Origin of the sequence: Exiguobacterium indicum HHS 31 (genome assembly GCF_001939065.1) — a bacterium.
GTDB classification, from domain to species: domain Bacteria; phylum Bacillota; class Bacilli; order Exiguobacteriales; family Exiguobacteriaceae; genus Exiguobacterium_A; species Exiguobacterium_A indicum.
In genome coordinates, this window is the sequence record NZ_MPSZ01000001.1 from 286,529 (window position 1) to 308,255 (window position 21,727).

Genomic DNA, 21,727 nt, shown 5'->3' on the forward strand with positions numbered 1-21,727 from the left:
TAAAAGCAATAGAACAGGTCAGGCTTTTCGGTATTGAATTGGACATACACATAAGTCATACTATTGTTAAAGTTCTGACAATTGAGCGTTGGAAGGGGAAAACTCGAATGAAAAAATTATTAGCAACGGCAATGGCAGGCATTCTGGCAGTCACGATGGCAGCATGTGGCGCGTCGGAAGAATCAACAGGTGGATCAAGCAAAAGCGATAAAGTATTGACGATGGGAACGTCAGCGGATTACTTCCCATTTGAATACATCGATACGAAAAAAGGAGAGGACATCGTCGGGTTCGACGTTGCGATCGCCAAAGAAGTCACGAAAAATCTCGGGTATGACTTAAAAATCGAAGACATGGAATTCGGTAGCCTACTTGGTGCCCTCAGCTCAGGTCGTGTCGATTTCGTCATGGCGGGTATGACACCGACAGAAGAACGGAAGAAAAATGCTGACTTCACAGACATTTACTTCGAATCGAAAAACTTGGTCATGACGAAGGATAAAGCGATCAGTTCGGAAGACGAACTCAAAGGCAAAAAAATCGGTGTCCAGCTTGGATCAATCCAAGAGGGACTCGCAAAAGATCGCTTCAAAGATAGCGAAGCGGTTCCTTTGAACAAAATCCCAGAAATCATTCAAGAATTGAATACAGGTCGGATTGATGCCCTCATCATTGAGGACGCAGTTGCCGTCAAATACATGGATCAAGATGCATCCCTGAAAACGTACCAGATTGAAGAAGATGGTCCAGCTGGATCAGCGATCGCCTTCAAAAAAGGTGACAAGATGCGTGACGATTTCAACAAAGAGTTGAAGAAGATGATTGACAGTGGTGAAATCGATAAATTGGCTGAAGAATGGTTCCAAAAAGAAGCAAAATAAGTCAAGTGCATGGGGGTGGGGGTAACCTCATCCCTTTTGTGCGACGTTAGGAGATTGATTATGATAGACTTTACAAAGATTCAAGATTCAATTCCATATATTCTTGAGGGGATTCCGGTCCTGTTCCAAGTCGTCATCGTGGCGGCCATTGCCGGGATGCTGATCGGAATCGTCGTCGCGGCACTGAAAATCACGAAGAGCCGTTTCATCCGTTTCATTGGTCATACGTATACGGCGATTTTCCGGGGAACCCCATTGATCTTGCAACTGGCGATCGTCCACTTCGGATTACCACAGTTGACAGGGTATGTCACGACAGGATACCAATCGGCAATCATCGCCTTCTCCTTGAACTCCGGAGCGTACATCTCGGAAATCATTCGGGCCGGGATTCAAGCCGTTGATCGTGGGCAGTGGGAAGCTGCAGATGCGCTCGGTATTTCGTATTTCAAACAACTCCGTTCGATCATTTTGCCACAAGCCTTTAAAAACATCCTTCCAGCGATCATGAACGAATTGATCACGTTGACGAAGGAATCGGCACTCGTCTCGACGGTCGGTGTTCTCGATGTCATGCGTCGTGCACAAATCGTTGGAGGAGAAAAGGCGATTTATTTCGAACCGTTGTTGTTTGCCGGATTCGTATATTTTGTTCTCGTCATGGGATTGAGTTTGATAGGCCAACAAGTCGAAAAAGCTATGAGAAAGAGTGGGTAATCAGATGGAACCTATGATCCAAGTCACCGATTTGCATAAGCAATTCGGAAAATTAGAAGTATTAAAAGGTATCTCGACGACAGTTACACGCGGTGAAGTCGTCGCTGTCATTGGACCGTCGGGATCCGGTAAATCAACATTTCTACGTTGTATCAACTTACTTGAACAACCAACGAGTGGAACGATTATCGTCGATGGTTTTGAACTGACGAAACCAAAAGCGAACATCTCGAAAGCACGTCAGAACATCGGAATGGTGTTCCAACAATTTAACTTGTTCCCACATAAGTCTGTTCTTGATAACTTGACGTACGCACCGATCAACGTCCTTGGTATCTCAAAAGACGAGGCAGTCAAGCGGGCAGAGACATTGCTTGAACGTGTCGGTCTAGCTGAAAAACGCGATAATTACCCGAACCAGTTGTCAGGTGGACAAAAACAACGGGTCGCAATCGCACGCGCTCTTGCGATGGAACCGAACGTCATGTTGTTTGATGAACCGACGTCAGCGCTTGACCCAGAGATGGTCAACGAAGTACTGGACGTCATGAAGCAATTGGCGGAAAGCGGAATGACGATGGTCATCGTCACTCACGAGATGGGCTTCGCCAAAGAAGTCGCGGATCGCGTCTTGTTCCTCGATGAGGGGATTCTGATGGAAGAAGGTTCGCCGGTCGAACTCTTCGACAATCCGAAGACGGACCGGGCGAAAAAATTCCTCGAAAAAGTTTTATGAGCACGGCACGCTAACTCTGAAGAGGGTTAGCGTTTTTCGGTTTTTAGTAGAGAGGGGGATAAGAATGAAAAAATTGCTTGAAGGTCATCATACTCGTCTGACGCGTTTTCAGTCGGAAGATACCGAAGTGATGCAACGTCTGCTTGACGATGCAACGTTTGCTCGTCATTTCAGTGCGACGCCATATCGTCACTTATCGAAGGAAAAGATTGAACAGATGATGGCGACTGATGCTCCGGAGACGTTTCGGTTTGCGATTCGTAACTTCGAAGATGAACGGATGATTGGTGTCGTCGCATTAGAAGATATTTTACCGACACATGGAACGGCATGGCTGATGATTGGCATCGATCCGGATTGTGAAGGACAAGGGTATGCGACGGATGCGCTACAGACGATACTAGAGTACGCCTTCTTAGAGTTGAACTTGTACCGGATTCAATTGACGGTCTTTGAGTATAATACACGTGCGGTTAAGCTGTACGAACGACTCGGGTTCGTACAGGAAGGAAGATACCGTGCCTTTTTACGACGAGACGGAGAGCGGCATGATATGTTACTGTACGGATTACTCGAACCGGAATGGAGAGATCGACAATGATTCAAGAAACGGAAATCTTCGTCCGGTCGTTTCACGCGACGGACTTTTCAGGTCATGATTATGCCCATATCGAACGGGTTCGCCGTTTAGCGTTACATATTGCCAAACAAGAAGGCGGGAACGTCAAAATCATCGAACTATCTGCCTTACTCCATGACGTAGCAGATAGTAAACTCGGGGGAACGGCAGAGACGGTCGCGTCCTTTTTGCAAGGAAAAGTGACGGAAGAAGAACAAGAACAAATTCTAGACATCATCACGAGCCTGTCCTATAAAGACGGTACACGCCCACCGATGCAAACAATCGAAGGGCAAATCGTTCAAGATGCTGATCGTCTCGATGCCATCGGTGCAATCGGGATTGCGCGCACATTTCAGTTCGCTGGTCGGTTCGGGGAGCCGATGCATGTACCTGGTCTAGCACCACGAGAACCGGGTGACCGAACGGGAGAGACGAGTGCCCTGAATCATTTTGAAGAAAAGTTATTCCGGCTAAAAGATTTAATGAATACGAACACAGCACTTCATTTAGCAGAGGAGCGACATCGCTACATGGAAGAGTTCGTTGATCGGTTCAAGCAAGAGTGGGATGGCACTATATACAGTTGAATACTTGTTTTCAAAATCACTTCAAAAAAACAATGCGCGTTTCCGATTAAGCTTGCGGAAAACGTGCATTGTTTTTGTCATTAACTAAGGATGATGGCAGTAATTAACCCAAGTGCTGCGAACAGACCAACGATCGCGCCGCCTTCCTCGTGGGCTTCCGGCATCATCGTCGAAGCGAGCATTGCGATGATCCCACCGCTTGCGAAGCTACCGATCATGGCGAATTGCATGTCCGGGAGTTCTGCGAGAATCGTGTAGCCGGCGAGTGAGGCGAGGGCGGAGATCAACCAGACGACTCCCCACATCAGTAATACTTTGTTCTTCGAAAAGCCATCTTTTCGCAAACCGGTCGTACTCGATAAGCCTTCCGGGATGTTGCTGACGAAAATCGCCGCGACGAGTGCCGCGCTGACATTTCCCGATAACAGACTGGCACCGATCATGATTGATTCCGGGATCGCATCAAGAATCGTCCCGAAAAAAATCGCTGTTCCCGTGCCTTCGTTCCCACCAGACGAGCGTTTCCGTTTACTCGCGCCGCGTGACGAAACGAATAGGTCAAAGCCCGTAAAGACGAGTGCGCCGACAATGAAAGAGATTGCGACGACGAGTGTCGTTGACTTCTTTAATGCTTCATCGAGTAACTCGAACGTCGCTGCTCCAATCAAGATCCCGGTTCCAAACGACATGATGTAACCAATCAGGCGTTGCTTTAAGGGTAAGTACAATCCGAATAGGGCACCGATGACAACGGCACCACCTGCTAGCGCTCCCCAACCGAACGCTTCCCACATACGATCGCCTCCTTCTTGTCCTTTCTACCTGTTCTAGATAATTCATAAACATAGCGGAAAGAAAGAAAAAAAGTTCGCGACGCATGCAAGGGGCTGACTTAAAAACAGAATGACGCGTCATTTCACGCCTTTTCCTCAGGGGAGATACAAAATCCTGTAGGAGTGGCGTGAAACGTATGATTCTTATCTTTGTGGAGACCGACTTCTTGAGTCATTCCATCTCAATCATTAGAACGGTTGTTTATTTAACCAATGTCCACCGTCAAGAGCGATACATTCTCCGTTCAAGTAGCGGGCTTGATCTGACACCATCCATGTTGCAAGTGTTGCGATCTCTTCCGGTGTCCCGAATCGACCGAGCGGAACGTTGCGGCGAATTCGTTCCGCGTGTTCCGGTGACAATGCGAGTTTATCAGCACCACCTGTCCGTTCGATCGGTCCCGGACTGATCGCGTTGACACGGGCTTGATATTTATAGCCCCATTCGACGGCAAGCGTCCGCGTCAAGTTCAGGACACCGGCTTTCGCAGCGGCGCTCGGAGCGACACCAGCGCCAGCCTGCCACGCATAAGACGCAACGATGTTGACGATTTGTCCGCCAACGACTTGATCTTCCTGCCATCCTTTGACCAGAGCGTGACAGCAGTTGAATGTCCCGTTGAGGACGATATCGATGACCGTCTTCCATCCATTCGGTGATAACTCGTCGGTCGGGCAGATGAAGTTCCCGGCAGCATTGTTGATCAATGCTTCGAGACGACCGAACCGTTCCCGTGCTTGATTGACAGCAGCCAGACAAGCGTCAGCATCACGGACATCCATCTGAATCGTCAGATGTTCGCCTTGAATCTGCTCCAATGCTTCATCCATCAGTCGCAAGCGTTCCGCGTCGCGTCCTGTAACGACGACGTTCCAGCCGGCTTTCTTTAAGGCGAGCGCCATCGCTTTCCCCATTCCGTTCGTTCCACCCGTCACCATGATCGTTTGTGTCATATTGATTCCTCCTTTATGTAATGAATGAACAGCCATTCATATTCTTTATTCAAAAAAGAAGGAGCGAACTCCTTCTTTTTCTGACTTATTGTGTTGCAAGAGCCGTATCTGTTAAGACAGGAACGACTTGTTTCTTACGTGAAACGACACCTTCAAGGTAAACAAGGTTGTTCGTCGCTTCAAGACCGTAAGCACGCTCGACGAGATTCGCTTCTTTCCCGAGGACGAGTCCAACAGAGTTGTTCGTCAAGATATCCGTGACGATGAAGACGAACAGATCAAGACCTTTTGCAAGGATGACTTCGTTGATCGCTGTTTCGAGTTCTTCTTGGCGAAGCAAGACTTCTGCTGTATCGACCGTGTTGACTTGAGCGATTTCGACTTTGAGTGTTCCCATCGTGAATTCTTTTGCATCAAGTGAGATCAATTCAGGAACGGATTTTTTCGAGAGATCAGCTCCAGCTTTGAGCATCTCAAGACCGTAGACGTTCGCATCGACACCAGCGATTTCTGCGAGTTCACGTGCTGCGATGATATCTTGCTCCGTGCAAGTCGGCGATTTGAATAGGAGCGAGTCAGAAATGATCGCTGATAACATCAACCCAGCGATTTCTGGTTTGATGGCAACACCATGCTCTTTGTAGAGTTTGTTCAGGATCGTTGCTGTACAGCCGACTGGTTCTGCCCGGTAGTAAACAGGGTCTGATGTCTCGAAGTTTGCGATCCGGTGATGGTCGATGACTTCTGTTACCGTAACCGCATCGATATCGTTCGCACTTTGTTGACGTTCGTTGTGGTCGACTAAAATGACGTGTGATGCTTCCGTCGCGACTTCTGTCACGAGACGTGGTGCTGAAACTTTGAACGTATCGAGTGCGAATAACGTTTCATCATTCATTTCACCGAGGCGGATGGCTTCGGCATTGACACCGAGTGCTTTCTTTAATTCTGCATAAGCGATTGCCGATGTGATTGTATCGGTATCAGGATTTTTGTGACCAAATACTAAAACTTTTTCCATGACGTGTTCACTCCTCAATGATTGTTGTCTCGCCCTATAGTGTATCATATCTCCGATTTAGAAAGCGTTCATTTTCACCATGATACCAGCGATTTTTTCACTCCAGAAGGGGTCTGACGCGTAAAAGACGTTCATGCCTTTTTGTTTGTTCCCAAGGTACGCCCCACGGAAATAACGTCCATCCCGATCGAGATAATCCTTTGCGATGAATCGACCGGTCTGCTCGATCGAGTCCGTCAAGGATTTATAGACGGTCGCATCTTCTCCCGGTGCGGAATCGGTCGCATTGACGCCGAACAAGTTATTTTTCTCGCGGGCAATCTCAGACCGTCCATAATCGGATTCGTGAATCGCATGTGCAAGCAGATAAGCCGCGTTGACACGGTATTTCTTTTCAACGGACTTAAAGACTTTTCCTTTACCGATCAAGGGGCTGTCCGGAGCTTGCTCCTTGATGAACGCATCGAGTTGTTTGGCACTGAGACGCGTCGGTTTCGTCAAATCACGTGTTAATGTCTTCGATTCAACATATTTGCTCGTCCGAGGCGTCGTTTTCGTTGCTTCGCCGGCAACGATCAGTCCACCAAGTCCGCTGTCCGCGACGATGTAGTGAAGGAGACGATCACCTTTCGTCTGGTAATACGATGCATTCGAGACACGTTCTGCGGGGAATGGGCGTAAGCGGTCCGTTGGGACATGACCCGTCACGCCGGCGATGCTGACACGACTTGTCTGTTCCCCGAATTCAAGCAACTGGACACGTGAGCCGGAAGCGACGTACGTGAGCCGTTTCTTTAAATCAGGGTCACGATGAATTGAAAGGATACCACGATCGTCGACGATCCCAGTACCTGGTCCACCGAGGTAGACATAGCGGTCGTCCGATGAACGTTTCACCGCACCACGCTGACCCGCATATTCCTTCGCCTCGGCGAACGTCTGGAAGTCTTGCTCGTTGATTTTACCTTTCTCATAGCGCTCAGCCGAATAAGGCGCAGGTGGGGTTAAGACGGTCTTCGGTTCCTCGCGGAGCCAAAAGAACAAGAGAACTCCGATGAGGAAGAAAAAAAGTAATCCTTTTATCGAACCGGTCCGGCGCACGGGGCGACCGGGGCGGATAGTGCGTGTCGTCAAAGTAAATCACGTCCTTTAAAAAGCAATGGACATTCCTGTCCAACGTAGGTAGTCTAACAAAGAAAAACAAAAGGGGGTGAACCTGTTGCAAATTGGTTATCGCACGCTGAAGACAGCGGTCGCTGCTGCGCTCGCGATGTGGATCGCAGAACAACTCAAGCTCGACTATTACGTCTTCGCTGCCATCATCGCCATCTTGAGCATCCAGTCGACACGAAAGAAGACGTTCCGGTCTTCTTACGAACGCATCATGGCATCATTACTTGCCATCGTGCTTGGATTCATTCTATTCGAGGTCATCGGCTATCGTCCGGTGACGTTATTGATCTATTTCATTTTATTCCTTCCATCCGTTCAACGCCTCCGACTTCAGGACGGTTTCATCACGAGTGTCGTCATTTTGACACATTTGTATACGGAACGTCAGCTCAACGCGCACATCTTATTGAACGAATCCTTATTGCTTGGCATTGGTGTTGGTGTCGGATTACTTGTCAACATGTACATGCCAAGTCTCGATTTGTTGATTGACGACCGCCGAGAAAAGATTGATCAACGGATCGCCGCCTTATTTTTTGAAGTCGCGGCTGCGATCGAGACAGGGCGGGTCAATCATCATGCGTTGACGCTTGACGAGACAGAACGTCTGTTACGTGAAGGGAAAGATGCCGCCTTAAAACGGATGGGAAACGCGATCGGTCGTCGGAACGATGACGAAGATTATGCCTACTTCCGGATGCGCGAACAACAATTCGAGTTACTGCGCGGTATCGTCCATCATGCCGAGGAACTGGTCCTCGTCGTCGAAGAAGGAAAAAAAGTCGCCGACTTCTTTCGGACGATTGGTGACAATGTCCGACCTGAAGCCGACGCAATGGTGTACATTTCAGAACTAGAGGCATTATTGACACGTTTTCGTGCCTCTGCCTTACCCGTCACGCGGGAAGAGTTCGAGGTCCGCTCTGCCTTACTGCATATGTTACAAGAAGCGGAGCAGTATTTACGTTTAAAACAACGTTACGTCAATCAAAAGAAATAAAACATCGTCGAAGCGAACGTACCGATCAGGAAGATTGCTAAAATCCCGATCGTCGTCCATTTGATGATGCGTTGTTGTTTCGATGGTTTTGCCATATCCACTACTCCTCTCTTACATCAACTGATTAATGCCATTGTACAAACAACCTTTCAGAAGTGCAAATGACGATGGGGATGGTATACTAAAAAAGCGCTAATGGATTGAAACATATTAAGAGGAGGGTTTTGTCATGGTCAATGAACAACGTGTATTAGATACGTTTTTAGAACTTGTCCAGATCGATTCGGAATCAAAAGAGGAGGCACGCATTTGTGCTCACTTGAAAAAAACGTTCGAGGATCTCGGATGTGAGGTGTTCGAGGATGACGCTTCGTCCAAGACGGAACATAAAGGAAACAATTTAATCGTCACGCTTCCGGCAACAAAAGAAGGTGTCGATAAAATTTATTTCACTTCCCATATGGATACGGTATTCCCGGGGCAAGGCATTAAACCAATCATCGAGGACGGTTACGTCAAGACGGACGGCACAACGATTCTTGGGGCAGATGATAAAACAGGTCTCGCATCTCTGATCGAACTCGTGCATGTATTGAATGAAACGAAACAACCGCACGGAAAAATTCAGTTCGTCATCACAGTCGGTGAAGAATCTGGGCTCGTCGGTGCGATGGTGCTTGACCCATCAAAAATCGATGCCGATTATGGTTTTGCCCTTGATTCAGATGGAAAAGTCGGAGACATCATCACGGCTGCTCCAACACAAGCAAAAGTCAATGCGAAGATTTTCGGGAAAACAGCTCACGCTGGTGTAGCACCGGAAAAAGGTGTCTCGGCGATTACGATTGCTTCGAAAGCGATCGCGAAAATGCCGCTCGGTCGGATTGATGAAGAGACGACAGCGAACATCGGACGGTTCAGCGGTGGTGGTCCATCAACGAACATCGTTTGTGATTATGTAGAAATCTTCGCGGAAGCACGGTCACTCGTCGCTCCGAAGATGGAGGCACAGACAGAGAAGATGAAAGCGGCGTTCGAAGAAGCAGCAGCAGAGCTTGGTGGTCGTGCTGAAGTCGAAGTCAAAGTCATGTACCCGGGCTTCAAGTTCGAGGATGGAGATCAAGTCGTCGAAGTCGCGAAAGCAGCGATCACACAACTCGGACGCACGCCACGCCTCTTACATTCTGGTGGCGGATCAGATGCCAACGTCATTGCTGGTTTTGGTATCCCAACGGTCAACTTGGCTGTCGGATATGAAGATATCCACACGACGAATGAGAAGATGCCAATCGAAGAACTCGTCAAAACAGCGGAACTTTGCGTGACGCTAGTTGATTACATCACGAACAAATAAGCTGATGAAACACAAAAAAGAGTGTACCGCAACATTGCGGTACACTCTTTATCATTGTACGATTAAACTACTTGAGGACGATCAACATATTCCATAGACTCTAGAACGAGTTCTTCTGTACATAATAAGGTCGAAGCGATTTCATCGATTTGAATCGACTTTCCGTATTTTTGCCGATAACTCTCGTTCAGTTTGCGGGCTTCCCGGACGATGCGGGCATAGGTCCGTTCAATCTTAGTCATGGAAAAAACCACCTTCCAAATCTGAATAGGTACAGTTTACCATGCTTCAACAGAAGAAAGGTGTATTTTGTGTATAAAAAATGCTATTTTTACGAAAAGGGGAAAAAGATGGAATTTTATTTTTTAGGGACAGGAGCCGGTATGCCGTCGAAACAACGAAACGTCACATCGATTGCCTTGTTACACCCCAAAATGACCTGGTTGTTCGATTGTGGAGAGGCGACGCAACATCAAATCTTACACAGTCCGATCAAACCACGGAAAGTCAACGCGATCTTCATCACCCATTTACACGGGGATCATATCTTTGGGTTACCAGGATTCATTAGTACAAGAGCAGCGCTGGAAGGCACGACACCGCTAACGATCTATGGACCGACCGGGATCAAAGAATGGATGGACGCGACATTACGCATCACAGGAACATATCTACGCTATCCACTCCGGATTGTTGAAGTCGAAGACGGTCAAACCTATGACCAGGATGGATTCCGCGTGACGGCGCGGTCGCTTGAACATCGCTTCCCGGCGTTCGGGTACCGACTAGAAGGGCCAGAAGAGCGGGGTGCTTTGCGTGTGGATGCACTGAAGGCACTAGGCGTGCCATCCGGTCCGATCTATCGCCGAATCACACTGGAAGAAACTTTCGAATTCGAAGGCACGGTCTATCCATCGTCCGATTTTTTAGAGTCACCCAAACCGGGTGTCAAGCTAGCCGTTCTTGGCGATACGATGCCGTGCGCGGCCTCGGTCGAACTGGCGCGAGACGTTGATGTATTAGTCCATGAAGCGACGTTTGCCGATCGGGAAATCGAACATGCGGGACGCTTCGGTCACTCGACCGCTCGACAGGCAGCTGTCATTGCAGAAACGGCACAAGCGAAAAAGCTTCTATTGACGCACGTTTCCGCTCGTTATGTCGATCAAGAGGAAGTACTGGAACAAGAGGCGCGAGAAGTATTCGCGAACAGCCATCTCATGTTTGATCACCGGGTCGTCCCGGTCAAAGGATAGACGATGGACTTTCTCATTCTATGGGCACTCTTTTTACTGGCTGCTAGCGGATTAGGTTTTTTGCTCGAACGTCGGACGGAAAAAGAAAAATACTTGTACATGAAGTTCGTTTTTTATGCGTGTCTCGGGGCTGTGTCATTTCCAGTCTATGATATTCAGTTACCGCTCGGCATCATCATTTTCCTGATTGTCCTGCATCCGAAAAAGAACTCGCGTTATAAACGGTATATGGCACTCTTTGGGTTCTTATTCTTCCTGTTCCAACTCTTTCTCGGTCCGTTTGATGGTGGGATGTTGCGGGAAGAGACACAACAGATTGGTCGCGTGACGATCACGGATGACTCATTCGACAATTTCCTTTCTCAAATCGAACGACGTGTCGGTGAAGAGGGGCTGCGGATGGAACAAAGTCAGTTGATGTTCGATCGGGGCGGGAATCTCAGGAACGCCTCGTTTGAGATGCTCGTCGAAACACCGAAACGTTTCATTCGTTACGATGTGAGTTATCAGGAGCTGACGGGAACGATTTCCTATCGACCGCGTGAAGAGTTGACGACAAAATCGTTGACGTCGTATTACCAGAAACTGATTGATGCGAATCAATCGTTTGAGACGTTGCGAAAGCTTTCGATTCATGAGATTTTACATGATTCCAAAACACCCTATGTCGAGATGGATCTCGATGGGCTCTATGAAACGTTTAGTCTACAGGATGCAACGGTCTTCTTGATTGATGACGAAGGAAAACTGATTCCGTACGTCAATACAGGGGACGATGTCTTAGCGAATGCGGTCCGTCTGACCTATTATCGTTCTGACGGTCAATCCTTACGCGATAAAACTATTCTGTTATATAATTACAGCTTTGAGACATCAAGGCGAAAAGGAGTCGTACGATGAAAAAATGGTTATTTGCTGCAAGTATCGTGTTACTTGCCGGTTGCGCAGAAGCAAAAGAGGAACAACAAACAGCTTCTTGTGAGGCGGAAGTCAAGGTATCGGTCGTGGATCACGTCAAGGATAAGACGTTGTTTAATAAAGACGTATGCTTGAACGAAAACGATACAGCACTGGATGCACTGGAAGATACGACGCTCGATGTCGTCAAAACAGGTAAAGGTGAGATGGCATATGTCACGGCAGTCGATGGGATTCGAGAGAAATCAGCTGGAGCAGGTAGTGGCTGGGTCTTCGGAGTCAATGGCAAACCAGGCGAAGTCGGTGCCGGAAGTTATGAACTGAAAAAAGGAGATCGTCTCGAATGGCGATTTGAAAAAGATGCAATGGCTTATTTTGAGTAAGCCAGAACGGGAGCGACTTCACCCAGTGAACGTCGCTCTCTTTTTCATCGGGATGATTACGATTCCGTTCGTCCTCACACATGATCAATCAGTGATCGTCGTCTATCATCTGCTCTTGTTTTTATTCGTTCAAGAACGGACTGTGTTTCGCTATTTAGTCCTCCCGGCTCTTTATGCGGTCATGATGTGTGTCCCGCTTCTTTATGGTGCAAGCATTGACACAGTAGCGATTTATGAAACGACGGTCCAAGTGACGCTATTCATCACGTCGAGTCAATGGATTTTTACGTTGGTTCGACTCGATCAGATGGGACCGTTGTTTCGTTTCTTACCTCGATTGACACGATTGACGGGGATGGTGCTGGCGCTGATTCCGTCTTTCTTACGCACTTGGCCCGAAGTCAAGATGAGTCATCCGGATACGTCGCTTGCTGTTCGACTGGAGCGGATGGCCGCCTATCATATCGTACCGATCGAAGCGGTGCCGTCTCGCTTAAGACCGATCACACGACGTGATGTTCAGACAGGCTTATTGCTTGCGACAGGACTGGCTCTTTGTCTGACACCATGGACAATCGTTCCGGCGATGATTTTGCCTATAGCGCTATTATTTACAAAAGGAGGAATCCGGGATGCCTATCATGTATACCGACACCGATCGCGAAGAGCGACTACGTCAACAGGCGAGCGAACATGAACAACCGGTATTGACACCGGAGCGGTTGCTTCATGGACGTGTCCGAGATCTTCTGGCGACGGATTCCTTGTTTCGGGCAGGAGAACTCGCGACCTTGCTTGGGCTAGAAGCTTTTTTTGAAGCGGAATCGAGTGAACTCTCATCTGGAGAACAACAGCTCGTCGGTCTCGGTCATGCGTTGTCTTCGTCACCAAAGAGCTTGTTCTTGTCGGAACCGTTTCTCTTTCTTGATCAAGTCAGGAGAAAGCGATTGATGGGATTGCTTGAAGAAATCGAACGACGGTTTGGTTGTCAGATCCATTGCTCGATGACCATACAATCCGACTTGGCGATTACGAGTCGCGCTACTGAACTGACAGGTCGTGTCCTGAATCGGATCGAAAACGTCCAACACCGTTATCCGTTACAGACACGCTATGCACTCGTGACAGCAAAATTGTCGTTTCATCAAGGTGAACGCATTGCGATCATCGGTGCGAATGGTAGTGGGAAATCGACGTTACTACGACTCGCGCTCGGTGTCGAGCGACCGCTATACGGAAAAGTTCGGCGGTCGGGGGAGACGCATTATATACCAGCGCATCCGATGCTTGCGCCATTAGACGATCGAAGCGGTAGTTTTACGACGCAAAAAAAACGTCTCTTGGACGGTATCGATTGGAGTAAAGACAGCTATTACTTTGATGAACCGACGGCTGGACTTGATGACAGTGAACGAATGGCTTTCGTCGCATCGTGGAAGAAGAATCCGGCGAATCTGATCGTCATGGCGACACATGATCCAGTTCTCATTCGGGCAGCACAGCGGATCATTTATCTCGTACACGGAGAAGTTGCTTTCGATGGACCGACGAAGAACTTTTTACAAGAAAGTCGGTTGTTCGTATGATCGTCGCAACGGTTCTGATCATTTGTTTGTTCTTGATCATGTTCGAGAGACTCCAGATGACGGATCAACGATTACGGTTCATCGCCATCATCACGGCAGCGGCAATCGTCGGACGATTGTTGTTCTCCAGTTTGCCGAATGTCCAGCCGGCAACGGCACTTGTCTTGTTAGTATCCGTCTTCATCCATCCGATCGTCGGAGCCATTTCTGGGATGCTTGTCGTCGTGTTAACGAGTTTGTTTCTCGGAAGCGGTCCGTTCGTCCTCTTTCAGGCGCTGGCGTATGCAACAATTGCCAGTCTAGGATTCGTTCCGTTTCTTCGTTACCGGATCGTATTGACTGGGTATGGATTTCTCGCTGGTTTCTTATATGGATGGGTGAGCAATCTCGGGTTCTTGGTATTGACCGGATTCTCGTGGCAAGCTTTTTTGACACTGCTTGTAGCCGGGGGAACGTTTGATATGCTTCACGGATTTAGTAACGCGATATTCATTTGGATATTGTTTCCGATTTTTTTACGAATTATGCATTCATTCGATGAAAAGAGGGGTACAGAATAGTAACATACCGAACAGGAGGGAAGGCATATGCTGGGATCGTCGATTTCGCTTGCTTATGTCGTCATGTTGCTCATCGTCTCAAGTGTCGGCTTAGTGTTTGGCAGTATTCTGTTGATGAAAGGTACGATTAGAGGACGTTACGCTGCTTGTTACTTACTTGCTGCCGCTATCTTCCCAAGCGCCATGCTCATTACCTCATCAGAAGGATTACTTTGGCAACATTTACGATTCGAGAGTTCATGGTTCCTCGCGATTGTCTCCTGGTTACTCGTCTTATCGACGGGCTACATCGTCTCGATCACGGGTGCGCTCGTCATTCGTTATCTGTATCGCTATACGACGACCTTTGATCGCGTCAAACGTTATGCGACGCGGCGTTTTCGTCATCATGAGGCATAAATACAAAAACGGAAGAACCAGCTATCTGGTCCTTCCGTTTTTTTCATGAATTCGCGTACAGGAGTTCTTCTTCTGTCGAGGATTCTTGTTGGCGAGCAGGATCTTGAATTCGACCTGTCACTTCTGTCAGGAGACGGCGTGGCAAGAGACGAGACAAGGAAACCATGGCGCGGTTGCTTGCACCTGGAACGACGACGCGGCGTCCTTTGAGCATGCCACGGTACCCGGCGAAGGCAACGAGGTGTGACGGCATACTCTTGAATGGTAGCGTGATGTTCGCCCGGTCGAAGAAGTTCGTATCGGTCGGTCCCGGGCAGAGACAAGTCACACTGACACCCGAGCCGTCGACTTCTGTCGCAAGTGCTTCCGAGAACGACAGGACATAGGCTTTCGTTGCGTAGTAGACACTCATGTAAGGTCCTGGCATGAAGGCAGCGACCGACGCGACATTCAGGATGCGTCCGAAGCCACGTTCAACCATTCCTGGTAAGAGACGTTTCGTCAAATCCGTCAAGGCGACGACGTTGACCTGGATCGAGTTAATGTCTTCTGTTGGATCGATTTCCGCAAAGCGTCCTGACGTGGCGAAGCCGGCGTTATTGAACAATAGATCGACTGTCAATTCTTGTTCCTCTAAGTATTGCACGAGACGATCAACGCTGTCGCTTAGTGATAAATCAGCAGCGAATACATAGACTTTGATCTGATAGCGTTTTTCAAGGACCTGTTGAAGTTCCTTCAATTTCTTCTCATTGCGGGCAACGAGTACACAATCGAAGCCATCTCGCGCCGCGAGGACAGCGAGATCCAGTCCGATTCCACCCGATGCACCGGTAATCAGTGCCGTTTTTCGTAACATAGGACATTCCTCCATTCGAAATCGTGAATCTGAGTCTAGTGTATACCATTCCATACCGTTCCCGCGAATCCTGTTTCGTAAGCATTTACTTTTCTTATCACTGGTCCAACCAGTATGATAGAACAGTAGAGGGGAAGTGGAACAGATGAGGAAAAAAGTAACCGTCGCCTTGTTGCTCGCGACGTTTTTAGCCGCGATCGAGGGGACGATCGTTGCAACAGCAACACCTGTCATGGCGAGTGAATTGAACGGGGCGAAATTAGTCAGTTGGATCTTTGCTGGGTTCTTGTTGTTCATGGCGGTATCAACACCGATTTACGGAAAGATGGCAGATTTATATGGTCGAAAACGGGTTCTGTTATTCGGGATCGGCGTCTTCACCGTCGCTTCGTTAGCCTGTGGACTCGCTCAATCGATGGAGATGTTGATCGTTTTCCGCGCCGTCCAAGGAATCGGGGCAGGAGCTGTATTGCCGATCGCGATGACGATCATTGGGGATTTGTATACATATGAGGAGCGGGGGAAAATCCAAGGAGTGCTCAGCGCTGTCTGGGGAATCTCAGGTGTCGCTGGACCACTTGTCGGTGGATTCCTCGTCGAATCGCTTTCGTGGCGGTATATTTTCTTACTAAACGTACCGTTTGCGTTATTGTCGTTCTTCATGATCGTCGTTTACTACAAAGAGACGGTCCGTGAAACGCAGCGGAAAATCGATTACCGGGGTGCGTTATTGTTTGCGCTCGGGATGAGTGCGTTTCTTTACGGCTTATTATCGGGAAGTGAGTCGGAGACGTTCTTGCGTCCGATCATTCTAGCCAGCTTTTTCATTAGTTTCGTTTTATTGTTCACGTTCTATCGGGTCGAGAAAAAGGCGAGCGATCCACTCTTACCACCAGCAGTCATTCGCCATCCGGTCATTCTCGTGATCAACTTAGCGGTCTTCTTTTCCGCCTGGGTGCTCGTCTCGATGTCAGCGTATATTCCGATTTTTGCCCAAGGGGTACTCGGCAAGAGTCCGACCGAAGCTGGTTTCATGTTGATGCCACTGTCGCTTTTTTGGACACTGACCGCCATTATCGGTGGACGGACGATTGGTGTCGCCTCACCCCGGTATCGGACGATGACAGGAATGGGACTGCTGATCGTCGGTACAGTGATTTTATCGTTGATCACGCACGAATCAAGTGATGTTTTCATCTATCTTGCCGTTTCGCTGATCGGAATTGGTTTTGGTCTCTCACAACCCGTCTTCATGGTCGTCCTGCAGACTTCCGTCGATTGGTCACTTCGTGGCTCAGCGACGGCCGTCAACTCGTTCTTGAGTACGACGGGACAGACGCTCGGTGTTGCGATCTTCGGTACGATCTTCAACCTATCCATCCTTCGTTCGTTTTCAGCGTCGGACACGCTCTCAGGGTACGCGATTGATCCATTCTTCCAATCGAGTACGGCAAAAACGTTCGGACAGGATGTGCAGTATGCCGCAGAACTCGCGTTATCACATGGACTACGTTACGTCTTTATCGGTGGCGTTCTTTGTGCGATTCTTGCGTTTGCGATGACATGGCGTTTACCGAAAGTTCGACCTGACGATCCACGATCGTAATGAAGGGGCTGACTCAAAAAAAAGAATGACGCGTCTTTTCACGCCCTTTCCTCAGGCGAGACACAAGCCAGTTTTCCTGCTTCGTTGAAGTAGGAAAGCGGGTCTTGTTCGTCTCTGACAGCGCATAAATGCGCTTGTTCCTGTAGGAGTGGCGTGTGACGCGTCATTCTTTTTGTTACGAGATAAGGGTGGCAGATCATCATTCTGCCACCCTTATCTTTGTAGAGACTGACTTTTGAGTCAGCCTCTTGTCATTAGGAAGATTGACTAGTGGCACTCTCACGTTGGGCAAGTTGTTCACGAATATCACGTTCATTGCGTCGGAGGAACAATCCAATTCCGATCAATAGTAAAGCGGCACCGGTGATTTGAATCCATGTCAACTTCTCGTCAAACAGATAATATCCGAAAATCATCCCCCAAACCGCTTCACCAAGAATCGTGATACTGACGATGCTGGCGCTGACACGAGCGAGCGCCCAGTTGAATAAATTGTGACCGAGTAACGTCGGGAAGACGGCGAGAAGAATATACAGCCACCAATCCTGTTGGAACGCAGCGACGAGATTCGTTGATTGAATCAACGATAACAAAAGCAAGACGAGCGACGCGACAGCGTAGACACCGAACGAATAGAGGTTCGTCGAGACGCTTGTGCGGACGTGTTGACCGAGCAACCAGTAACCAGCGACTAAAATCGTTGCGAGCAAGGCAAGACCGTCCCCGATCAAGGCACGCATGCCGACGGCGATATCTCCGTAAGCGACGAGACCGCCACCAAATAAGGCGACAGCAACGAACAGGAGTGCTTTGCGTGACGGGTGTTGTTTGAAGAATAACGCGTTACCGGCCAGGACAAAAATCGGACTCGCGGTCACGAAGAGCGTCGAGCTCGCAACTGTCGTATAATCAAGAGAGAGGAACCACAGCCAAAAATGCCCGGCTAGCAAAACGCCACTTAATAGCATATGCCGGATCGTTGACGAACTGAGTTGCAACAGTTCCTTCAATCGAATGAGCGGGAGCAACAACAAGGTCGAAAACAACATGCGGTAAAAGGCGACAGCCTCGATCGGTGTCTCCGCCCACTTGACGAAGATTGCCGATGTTGAAATAAAGAATAAAGCCATGAATAACGTAAAATAGGGCATGGGTACCTCCACATGTCTGAAGTAAGGAAATGAGGGTGAAGCGTGTGCAATTGATCATTGCTGAAAAACCAAAACAAGCGGAAAAACTGGCAGCTCCGTATCCATCGGTGAAGCGAGACGGCTACATTGAAATCAAACCATGTGACCGGTTTCCGCAAGGAGCAAAACTCGCTTATGCGGTCGGACACTTATGCGAACTGCAGGAGCCGGCGCATTATGACGCCAAATGGAAACGATGGAACTACGATCATCTGCCGATCATCCCGGAACGATTTGATTACCGACTGGCAAAAGGTAAGAGTAAACCATACCAGGTCATCAAGAAATTATTGAATGAGCGGACGACGACTTCCATCATTATAGCATCGGATGCCGAGCGAGAGGGAGAGGCAATCGTCCGATTGATCTTACGTCTCGCGAACAACGCAAAACCGTTGCAACGACTCTGGATTTCGAGTCTGACGCCTCAAGCCGTTGACCATGGGTTTGCGAACCTGCTCGATGGCAAGGAAACGGAGAACATTTTTCACGAGGCAATGAGTCGCGCTTGCGCCGATTGGTTGATCGGGATGAATGCGTCACGTGCGTATACGACGTTACTGAAGAAGAAGGGCATCGCCGATGTCTTTTCCCTCGGACGGGTCCAGACACCGACGCTTGCATTGATCGTCGAACGGGAAAAACAAATCGAGAATTTCCGACCGGAGACGTACTACGAAGTCGAGGCGGATTTTACGCGATACAAAGGAAAATACATCAATGCGAAGAAACAGACGAAGCTGAGTGACCGGGAACAAGCACAAGCGATCGTGGATCGGACGAAAGGAACCGGAATCGTCGCATCAATCGAGAAAAAGCGGCAGACGGAACGACCACCGTTTTGGTTCAGTTTGTCACTCTTACAAACTGAAGCGAGCCGACGGTTTGGTCTCGGTGCAAAAGAGACGCTCGATATCGCCCAAAAACTCTATATCCGTGGTTGGATCAGTTATCCGCGAACGGACTCTTCCTTCGTGACGAAAGAGGAGGCAGGACAGTTCCCGGTGATTCTCAATCGGTTACTGAAGCAAGCGGAATATAGTCCAATCAAGGATGTCCTGACGAACAATCCGGTTAACGATAAGCGCTACGTCAATCCGGCAAAGGTCAGCGATCACTATGCGATCATTCCAACAGAAGAAGCGGGTGCCGTCGCGAAGCTCTCCGGACGAGATGCGCAAGTCTACGACTTAATCGTTCGCCGTTTTCTTGCTGCCTTTGCACCGGACGCTGTCTCGGAGAAAACGGAAATCGTGACGACGCGTGAGATGGACCGTTTTTTGACACGCGGCAGTCGGACGATTGATCCGGGCTTTAAACAGGTTTTACAAATCGAGTCAAAGGAAGTCGAATTACCAGCCGTCGAACAAGGACAAGAGGTGCCGATCAAAGGCTGTCGTCTGCTTGAGAAACAAACGGAGCCGCCGAAACGCTATACGGAAGGGACACTCATCCTCGGCATGAAAACAGCTGGCAAATTACTCGAAGATGAGCTACAAGCGATCATGAAGGAAGTCGAGGGACTCGGGACGGAAGCAACCCGTGCCGGGATCATCGATGGACTAAAACGGCGGGAGTACATCAAACTCGTCAAAAAGGAGATTCATCCGACGCCAAAAGGTCGGATCTTGATCGATGCCGTGACGGGGAGTATTCTTGCTTCACCAGAGATGACAGCGAAGTGGGAGAGCCGTCTCGAGCAAATCGGGAAAGGGGAAGCATCTGCCGCCCAGTTCATCGAACAGGCAAAAAAATTATCAGAGCATCTCGTCGTCGATGCCAAACAACGAATTGAACAACTCGCCGTTGATCCGACGCAAGTCAAAAGCAAGTCTCCGCGGGGTGCGACGAATCGTCCAGTCGGTCCGTGCCCACTGTGTCAATCAGCGGTACTTGATCGAGGGAAATTCTATGGCTGCAGCGGCTATCAGAAGAATAACTGTGGCTTTACGTTACCGAAAACGATCCTTGGTGCCAAATTGACACAAACGGAAGTCAAAAAAGTACTCGCAGGTCAAAAGACAAAGCCACTTGAGATGAAAAAAAATGCGCGTCAGTTCAAGGCGATGCTCTATCTCGAACGCGATCAATTAAAATTCGAATTCACGAAAGGGGAAGACTGATGCAATACGAACTGATTCAAAATCAAACGTTTCGTCCTGTCTTTGAACGACTATTACAGGAAGGTCGCCGCTTGACGGTCTGGTTTCCGGATCATATCGAGGTGCAGTCGGCCGAGGGACTGGTCGAAGAAGCAGAAGAACTGTTTGGTGTGACAGCGGAAGTGATCGATGATCCACAATCATTCGGCAAGCATATCCTGCTTCCGTATCTGACGGAAGTCGAGCACCGGGAAGATGGATTCATCCGCTATGAAGCTGAGCTGACAGAAGAATTACGCCAACTCGTACGCGAGTTGACGTTACCGATGTTGACGGAAGGCGACTTCGAAGTGCTGTATTCGTATCAAATCGAGACGGAAACGGAACGCTTCTTTGTCGAAGACTGGTTCCAAGCTGATTTGCAAAAAATACCTAACTAAGTGAAACTTCCTTGAAGAGGATGACGTAGGATAAGTGATCGTCATCATTCTATTCATTTGGAGGGTTCACTATGTTCACAGTAGCATTCATGGAAAGCGAATTGGGAGGCGACGGCTTTTTCTCGGGAATGCCGATTTTCATGGTCGGATTTTTTGTTCTCATCATCGGTTTCATTCTGTTTGGAGTCATCTCTGCAGCCTCAAAGGGAATCTCAACGAATTCATTGACGCAACAACTGCGCGAGCATGCGGCGCGTCTCGTCAGTCCGGATGAATCGGATGCACTGAATTACGTCGCTTATTTAGAAACGTTGACTAGTTTTCCGTTTGAAAAGACGAATCTCGAACCTTTCCGGATTGCGACCGGCATCTTAAGGCTCGTCCAAGGAACAGATCAAATTTCCGAAACGACGAAAAAACAAGTCGCCGCTCAGTACTTACGGCTCGGCATTTTGGATGCGGATCATTTAGCGGACGAACAGCCGGTCCGGAGTCATAGTCATAGCCATCACCATCATCACTAAAAAAGGGTCCTGAGGGGCTCTTTTTT

General features: G+C 48.7%; 25 protein-coding genes. 18 read left to right on the top strand and 7 right to left on the bottom strand.

The genetic code is table 11. The features are described 5' to 3' along the window. Window positions 1-107 precede the first annotated feature (107 nt). The 5 genes from N179_RS01460 to N179_RS01480 all read left to right on the top strand — a co-directional run bounded on the left by N179_RS01460 (window position 108) and on the right by N179_RS01480 (window position 3,543). Window positions 108-881, top strand: a complete 774-nt coding sequence (locus tag N179_RS01460) for a transporter substrate-binding domain-containing protein (protein ID WP_029341130.1) — start codon at window positions 108-110, stop codon at window positions 879-881. Window positions 882-938: 57 nt separating this feature from the next. Next, window positions 939-1,598: an amino acid ABC transporter permease gene (locus N179_RS01465; RefSeq protein WP_035398698.1), complete on the top strand. Its 660-nt coding sequence runs from the start codon at window positions 939-941 to the stop codon at window positions 1,596-1,598. Between the two features lie 13 nt (window positions 1,599-1,611). Next, window positions 1,612-2,334, top strand: a complete 723-nt coding sequence (locus N179_RS01470; RefSeq protein WP_041255311.1) for an amino acid ABC transporter ATP-binding protein — start codon at window positions 1,612-1,614, stop codon at window positions 2,332-2,334. Window positions 2,335-2,398: 64 nt separating this feature from the next. Then, entirely contained in the window at window positions 2,399-2,935 is a 537-nt protein-coding gene (locus N179_RS01475) for a GNAT family N-acetyltransferase (protein WP_023467620.1), read from the top strand. Then, window positions 2,917-3,543 (top strand): HD domain-containing protein, encoded by a 627-nt coding sequence (locus N179_RS01480; RefSeq protein WP_075642035.1) that lies wholly within the window; start codon window positions 2,917-2,919, stop codon window positions 3,541-3,543. The genes N179_RS01475 and N179_RS01480 overlap by 19 nt, the downstream gene beginning before the upstream one ends. Window positions 3,544-3,623: 80 nt before the next feature. Here the strand turns inward: N179_RS01480 and N179_RS01485 are convergent, their stop codons facing one another. The 4 genes from N179_RS01485 to N179_RS01500 all read right to left on the bottom strand — a co-directional run bounded on the left by N179_RS01485 (window position 3,624) and on the right by N179_RS01500 (window position 7,485). Continuing rightward, window positions 3,624-4,337 carry a ZIP family metal transporter gene (locus tag N179_RS01485; protein WP_023467622.1) on the bottom strand — a complete coding sequence of 238 codons (714 nt, stop codon included), beginning with the start codon at window positions 4,335-4,337 and terminating at the stop codon, window positions 3,624-3,626. A 228-nt stretch (window positions 4,338-4,565) separates the two neighbouring features. Continuing rightward, entirely contained in the window at window positions 4,566-5,330 is a 765-nt protein-coding gene (fadH, locus tag N179_RS01490) for a 2,4-dienoyl-CoA reductase (RefSeq protein WP_023467623.1), read from the bottom strand. Between the two features lie 85 nt (window positions 5,331-5,415). Continuing rightward, window positions 5,416-6,351 carry a manganese-dependent inorganic pyrophosphatase gene (locus N179_RS01495; protein ID WP_023467624.1) on the bottom strand — a complete coding sequence of 312 codons (936 nt, stop codon included), beginning with the start codon at window positions 6,349-6,351 and terminating at the stop codon, window positions 5,416-5,418. Between the two features lie 57 nt (window positions 6,352-6,408). Beyond that, entirely contained in the window at window positions 6,409-7,485 is a 1,077-nt protein-coding gene (locus N179_RS01500) for an N-acetylglucosaminidase (RefSeq protein WP_023467625.1), read from the bottom strand. 76 nt (window positions 7,486-7,561) lie between these two features. On the opposite strand from N179_RS01500, the gene N179_RS01505 reads away from it, so the two are divergent. Next, window positions 7,562-8,524: an aromatic acid exporter family protein gene (locus tag N179_RS01505; RefSeq protein WP_235147627.1), complete on the top strand. Its 963-nt coding sequence runs from the start codon at window positions 7,562-7,564 to the stop codon at window positions 8,522-8,524. Window positions 8,525-8,753: 229 nt separating this feature from the next. Beyond that, window positions 8,754-9,878, top strand: coding sequence for a M20/M25/M40 family metallo-hydrolase (locus N179_RS01510; protein WP_023467628.1), 1,125 nt, complete (start codon window positions 8,754-8,756; stop codon window positions 9,876-9,878). A gap of 62 nt (window positions 9,879-9,940) precedes the next feature. On the opposite strand, the gene N179_RS01515 is transcribed toward N179_RS01510, so the two are convergent. Next, window positions 9,941-10,120: a hypothetical protein gene (locus tag N179_RS01515; RefSeq protein WP_023467629.1), complete on the bottom strand. Its 180-nt coding sequence runs from the start codon at window positions 10,118-10,120 to the stop codon at window positions 9,941-9,943. A gap of 108 nt (window positions 10,121-10,228) precedes the next feature. Here N179_RS01515 and rnz point away from each other — a divergent pair, with 108 nt between their 5' ends. Genes rnz through N179_RS01550 form a run of 7 tightly spaced genes read left to right on the top strand, consistent with a single transcriptional unit; the run spans window position 10,229 to window position 14,980 of the window. Further along, window positions 10,229-11,134, top strand: a complete 906-nt coding sequence (gene rnz, locus N179_RS01520; RefSeq protein ID WP_023467630.1) for a ribonuclease Z — start codon at window positions 10,229-10,231, stop codon at window positions 11,132-11,134. A gap of 3 nt (window positions 11,135-11,137) precedes the next feature. Further along, window positions 11,138-12,034: a hypothetical protein gene (locus N179_RS01525; protein WP_023467631.1), complete on the top strand. Its 897-nt coding sequence runs from the start codon at window positions 11,138-11,140 to the stop codon at window positions 12,032-12,034. Beyond that, window positions 12,031-12,435: a DUF4430 domain-containing protein gene (locus N179_RS01530; protein ID WP_023467632.1), complete on the top strand. Its 405-nt coding sequence runs from the start codon at window positions 12,031-12,033 to the stop codon at window positions 12,433-12,435. The genes N179_RS01525 and N179_RS01530 overlap by 4 nt, the downstream gene beginning before the upstream one ends. After that, on the top strand, window positions 12,413-13,132 hold the full coding sequence (locus N179_RS01535) for a hypothetical protein (RefSeq protein WP_023467633.1): 720 nt from the start codon (window positions 12,413-12,415) through the stop codon (window positions 13,130-13,132). The genes N179_RS01530 and N179_RS01535 overlap by 23 nt, the downstream gene beginning before the upstream one ends. After that, window positions 13,068-14,021, top strand: coding sequence for an ATP-binding cassette domain-containing protein (locus tag N179_RS01540; RefSeq protein WP_023467634.1), 954 nt, complete (start codon window positions 13,068-13,070; stop codon window positions 14,019-14,021). Before N179_RS01535 ends, N179_RS01540 begins: the two co-directional genes overlap by 65 nt. After that, on the top strand, window positions 14,018-14,581 hold the full coding sequence (locus N179_RS01545) for a hypothetical protein (RefSeq protein WP_035398239.1): 564 nt from the start codon (window positions 14,018-14,020) through the stop codon (window positions 14,579-14,581). The genes N179_RS01540 and N179_RS01545 overlap by 4 nt, the downstream gene beginning before the upstream one ends. A 27-nt stretch (window positions 14,582-14,608) precedes the next feature. Beyond that, a complete protein-coding gene (locus N179_RS01550) occupies window positions 14,609-14,980 on the top strand; it encodes a hypothetical protein (protein WP_023467636.1) in 372 nt (123 codons plus the stop codon). Window positions 14,981-15,023: 43 nt separating this feature from the next. Here the strand turns inward: N179_RS01550 and N179_RS01555 are convergent, their stop codons facing one another. After that, complete coding sequence (locus N179_RS01555; protein ID WP_023467637.1) at window positions 15,024-15,839, bottom strand: SDR family NAD(P)-dependent oxidoreductase; 816 nt, start codon at window positions 15,837-15,839, stop codon at window positions 15,024-15,026. A 145-nt stretch (window positions 15,840-15,984) separates the two neighbouring features. Between N179_RS01555 and N179_RS01560 the strand changes: the two genes are divergently transcribed. Then, window positions 15,985-17,445 carry an MDR family MFS transporter gene (locus tag N179_RS01560; RefSeq protein ID WP_075642036.1) on the top strand — a complete coding sequence of 487 codons (1,461 nt, stop codon included), beginning with the start codon at window positions 15,985-15,987 and terminating at the stop codon, window positions 17,443-17,445. Window positions 17,446-17,699: 254 nt separating this feature from the next. On the opposite strand, the gene N179_RS01565 is transcribed toward N179_RS01560, so the two are convergent. Further along, window positions 17,700-18,596 carry a DMT family transporter gene (locus N179_RS01565; protein WP_075642037.1) on the bottom strand — a complete coding sequence of 299 codons (897 nt, stop codon included), beginning with the start codon at window positions 18,594-18,596 and terminating at the stop codon, window positions 17,700-17,702. Window positions 18,597-18,640: 44 nt separating this feature from the next. Between N179_RS01565 and N179_RS01570 the strand changes: the two genes are divergently transcribed. From N179_RS01570 to N179_RS01580, 3 genes are all read left to right on the top strand, one after another. Continuing rightward, window positions 18,641-20,758 carry a DNA topoisomerase III gene (locus tag N179_RS01570; RefSeq protein WP_075642038.1) on the top strand — a complete coding sequence of 706 codons (2,118 nt, stop codon included), beginning with the start codon at window positions 18,641-18,643 and terminating at the stop codon, window positions 20,756-20,758. Beyond that, window positions 20,758-21,177: a hypothetical protein gene (locus N179_RS01575; RefSeq protein ID WP_075642039.1), complete on the top strand. Its 420-nt coding sequence runs from the start codon at window positions 20,758-20,760 to the stop codon at window positions 21,175-21,177. Before N179_RS01570 ends, N179_RS01575 begins: the two co-directional genes overlap by 1 nt. Before the next feature lie 71 nt (window positions 21,178-21,248). Then, window positions 21,249-21,701, top strand: coding sequence for a hypothetical protein (locus N179_RS01580; protein ID WP_075642040.1), 453 nt, complete (start codon window positions 21,249-21,251; stop codon window positions 21,699-21,701). Window positions 21,702-21,727 lie beyond the last annotated feature (26 nt).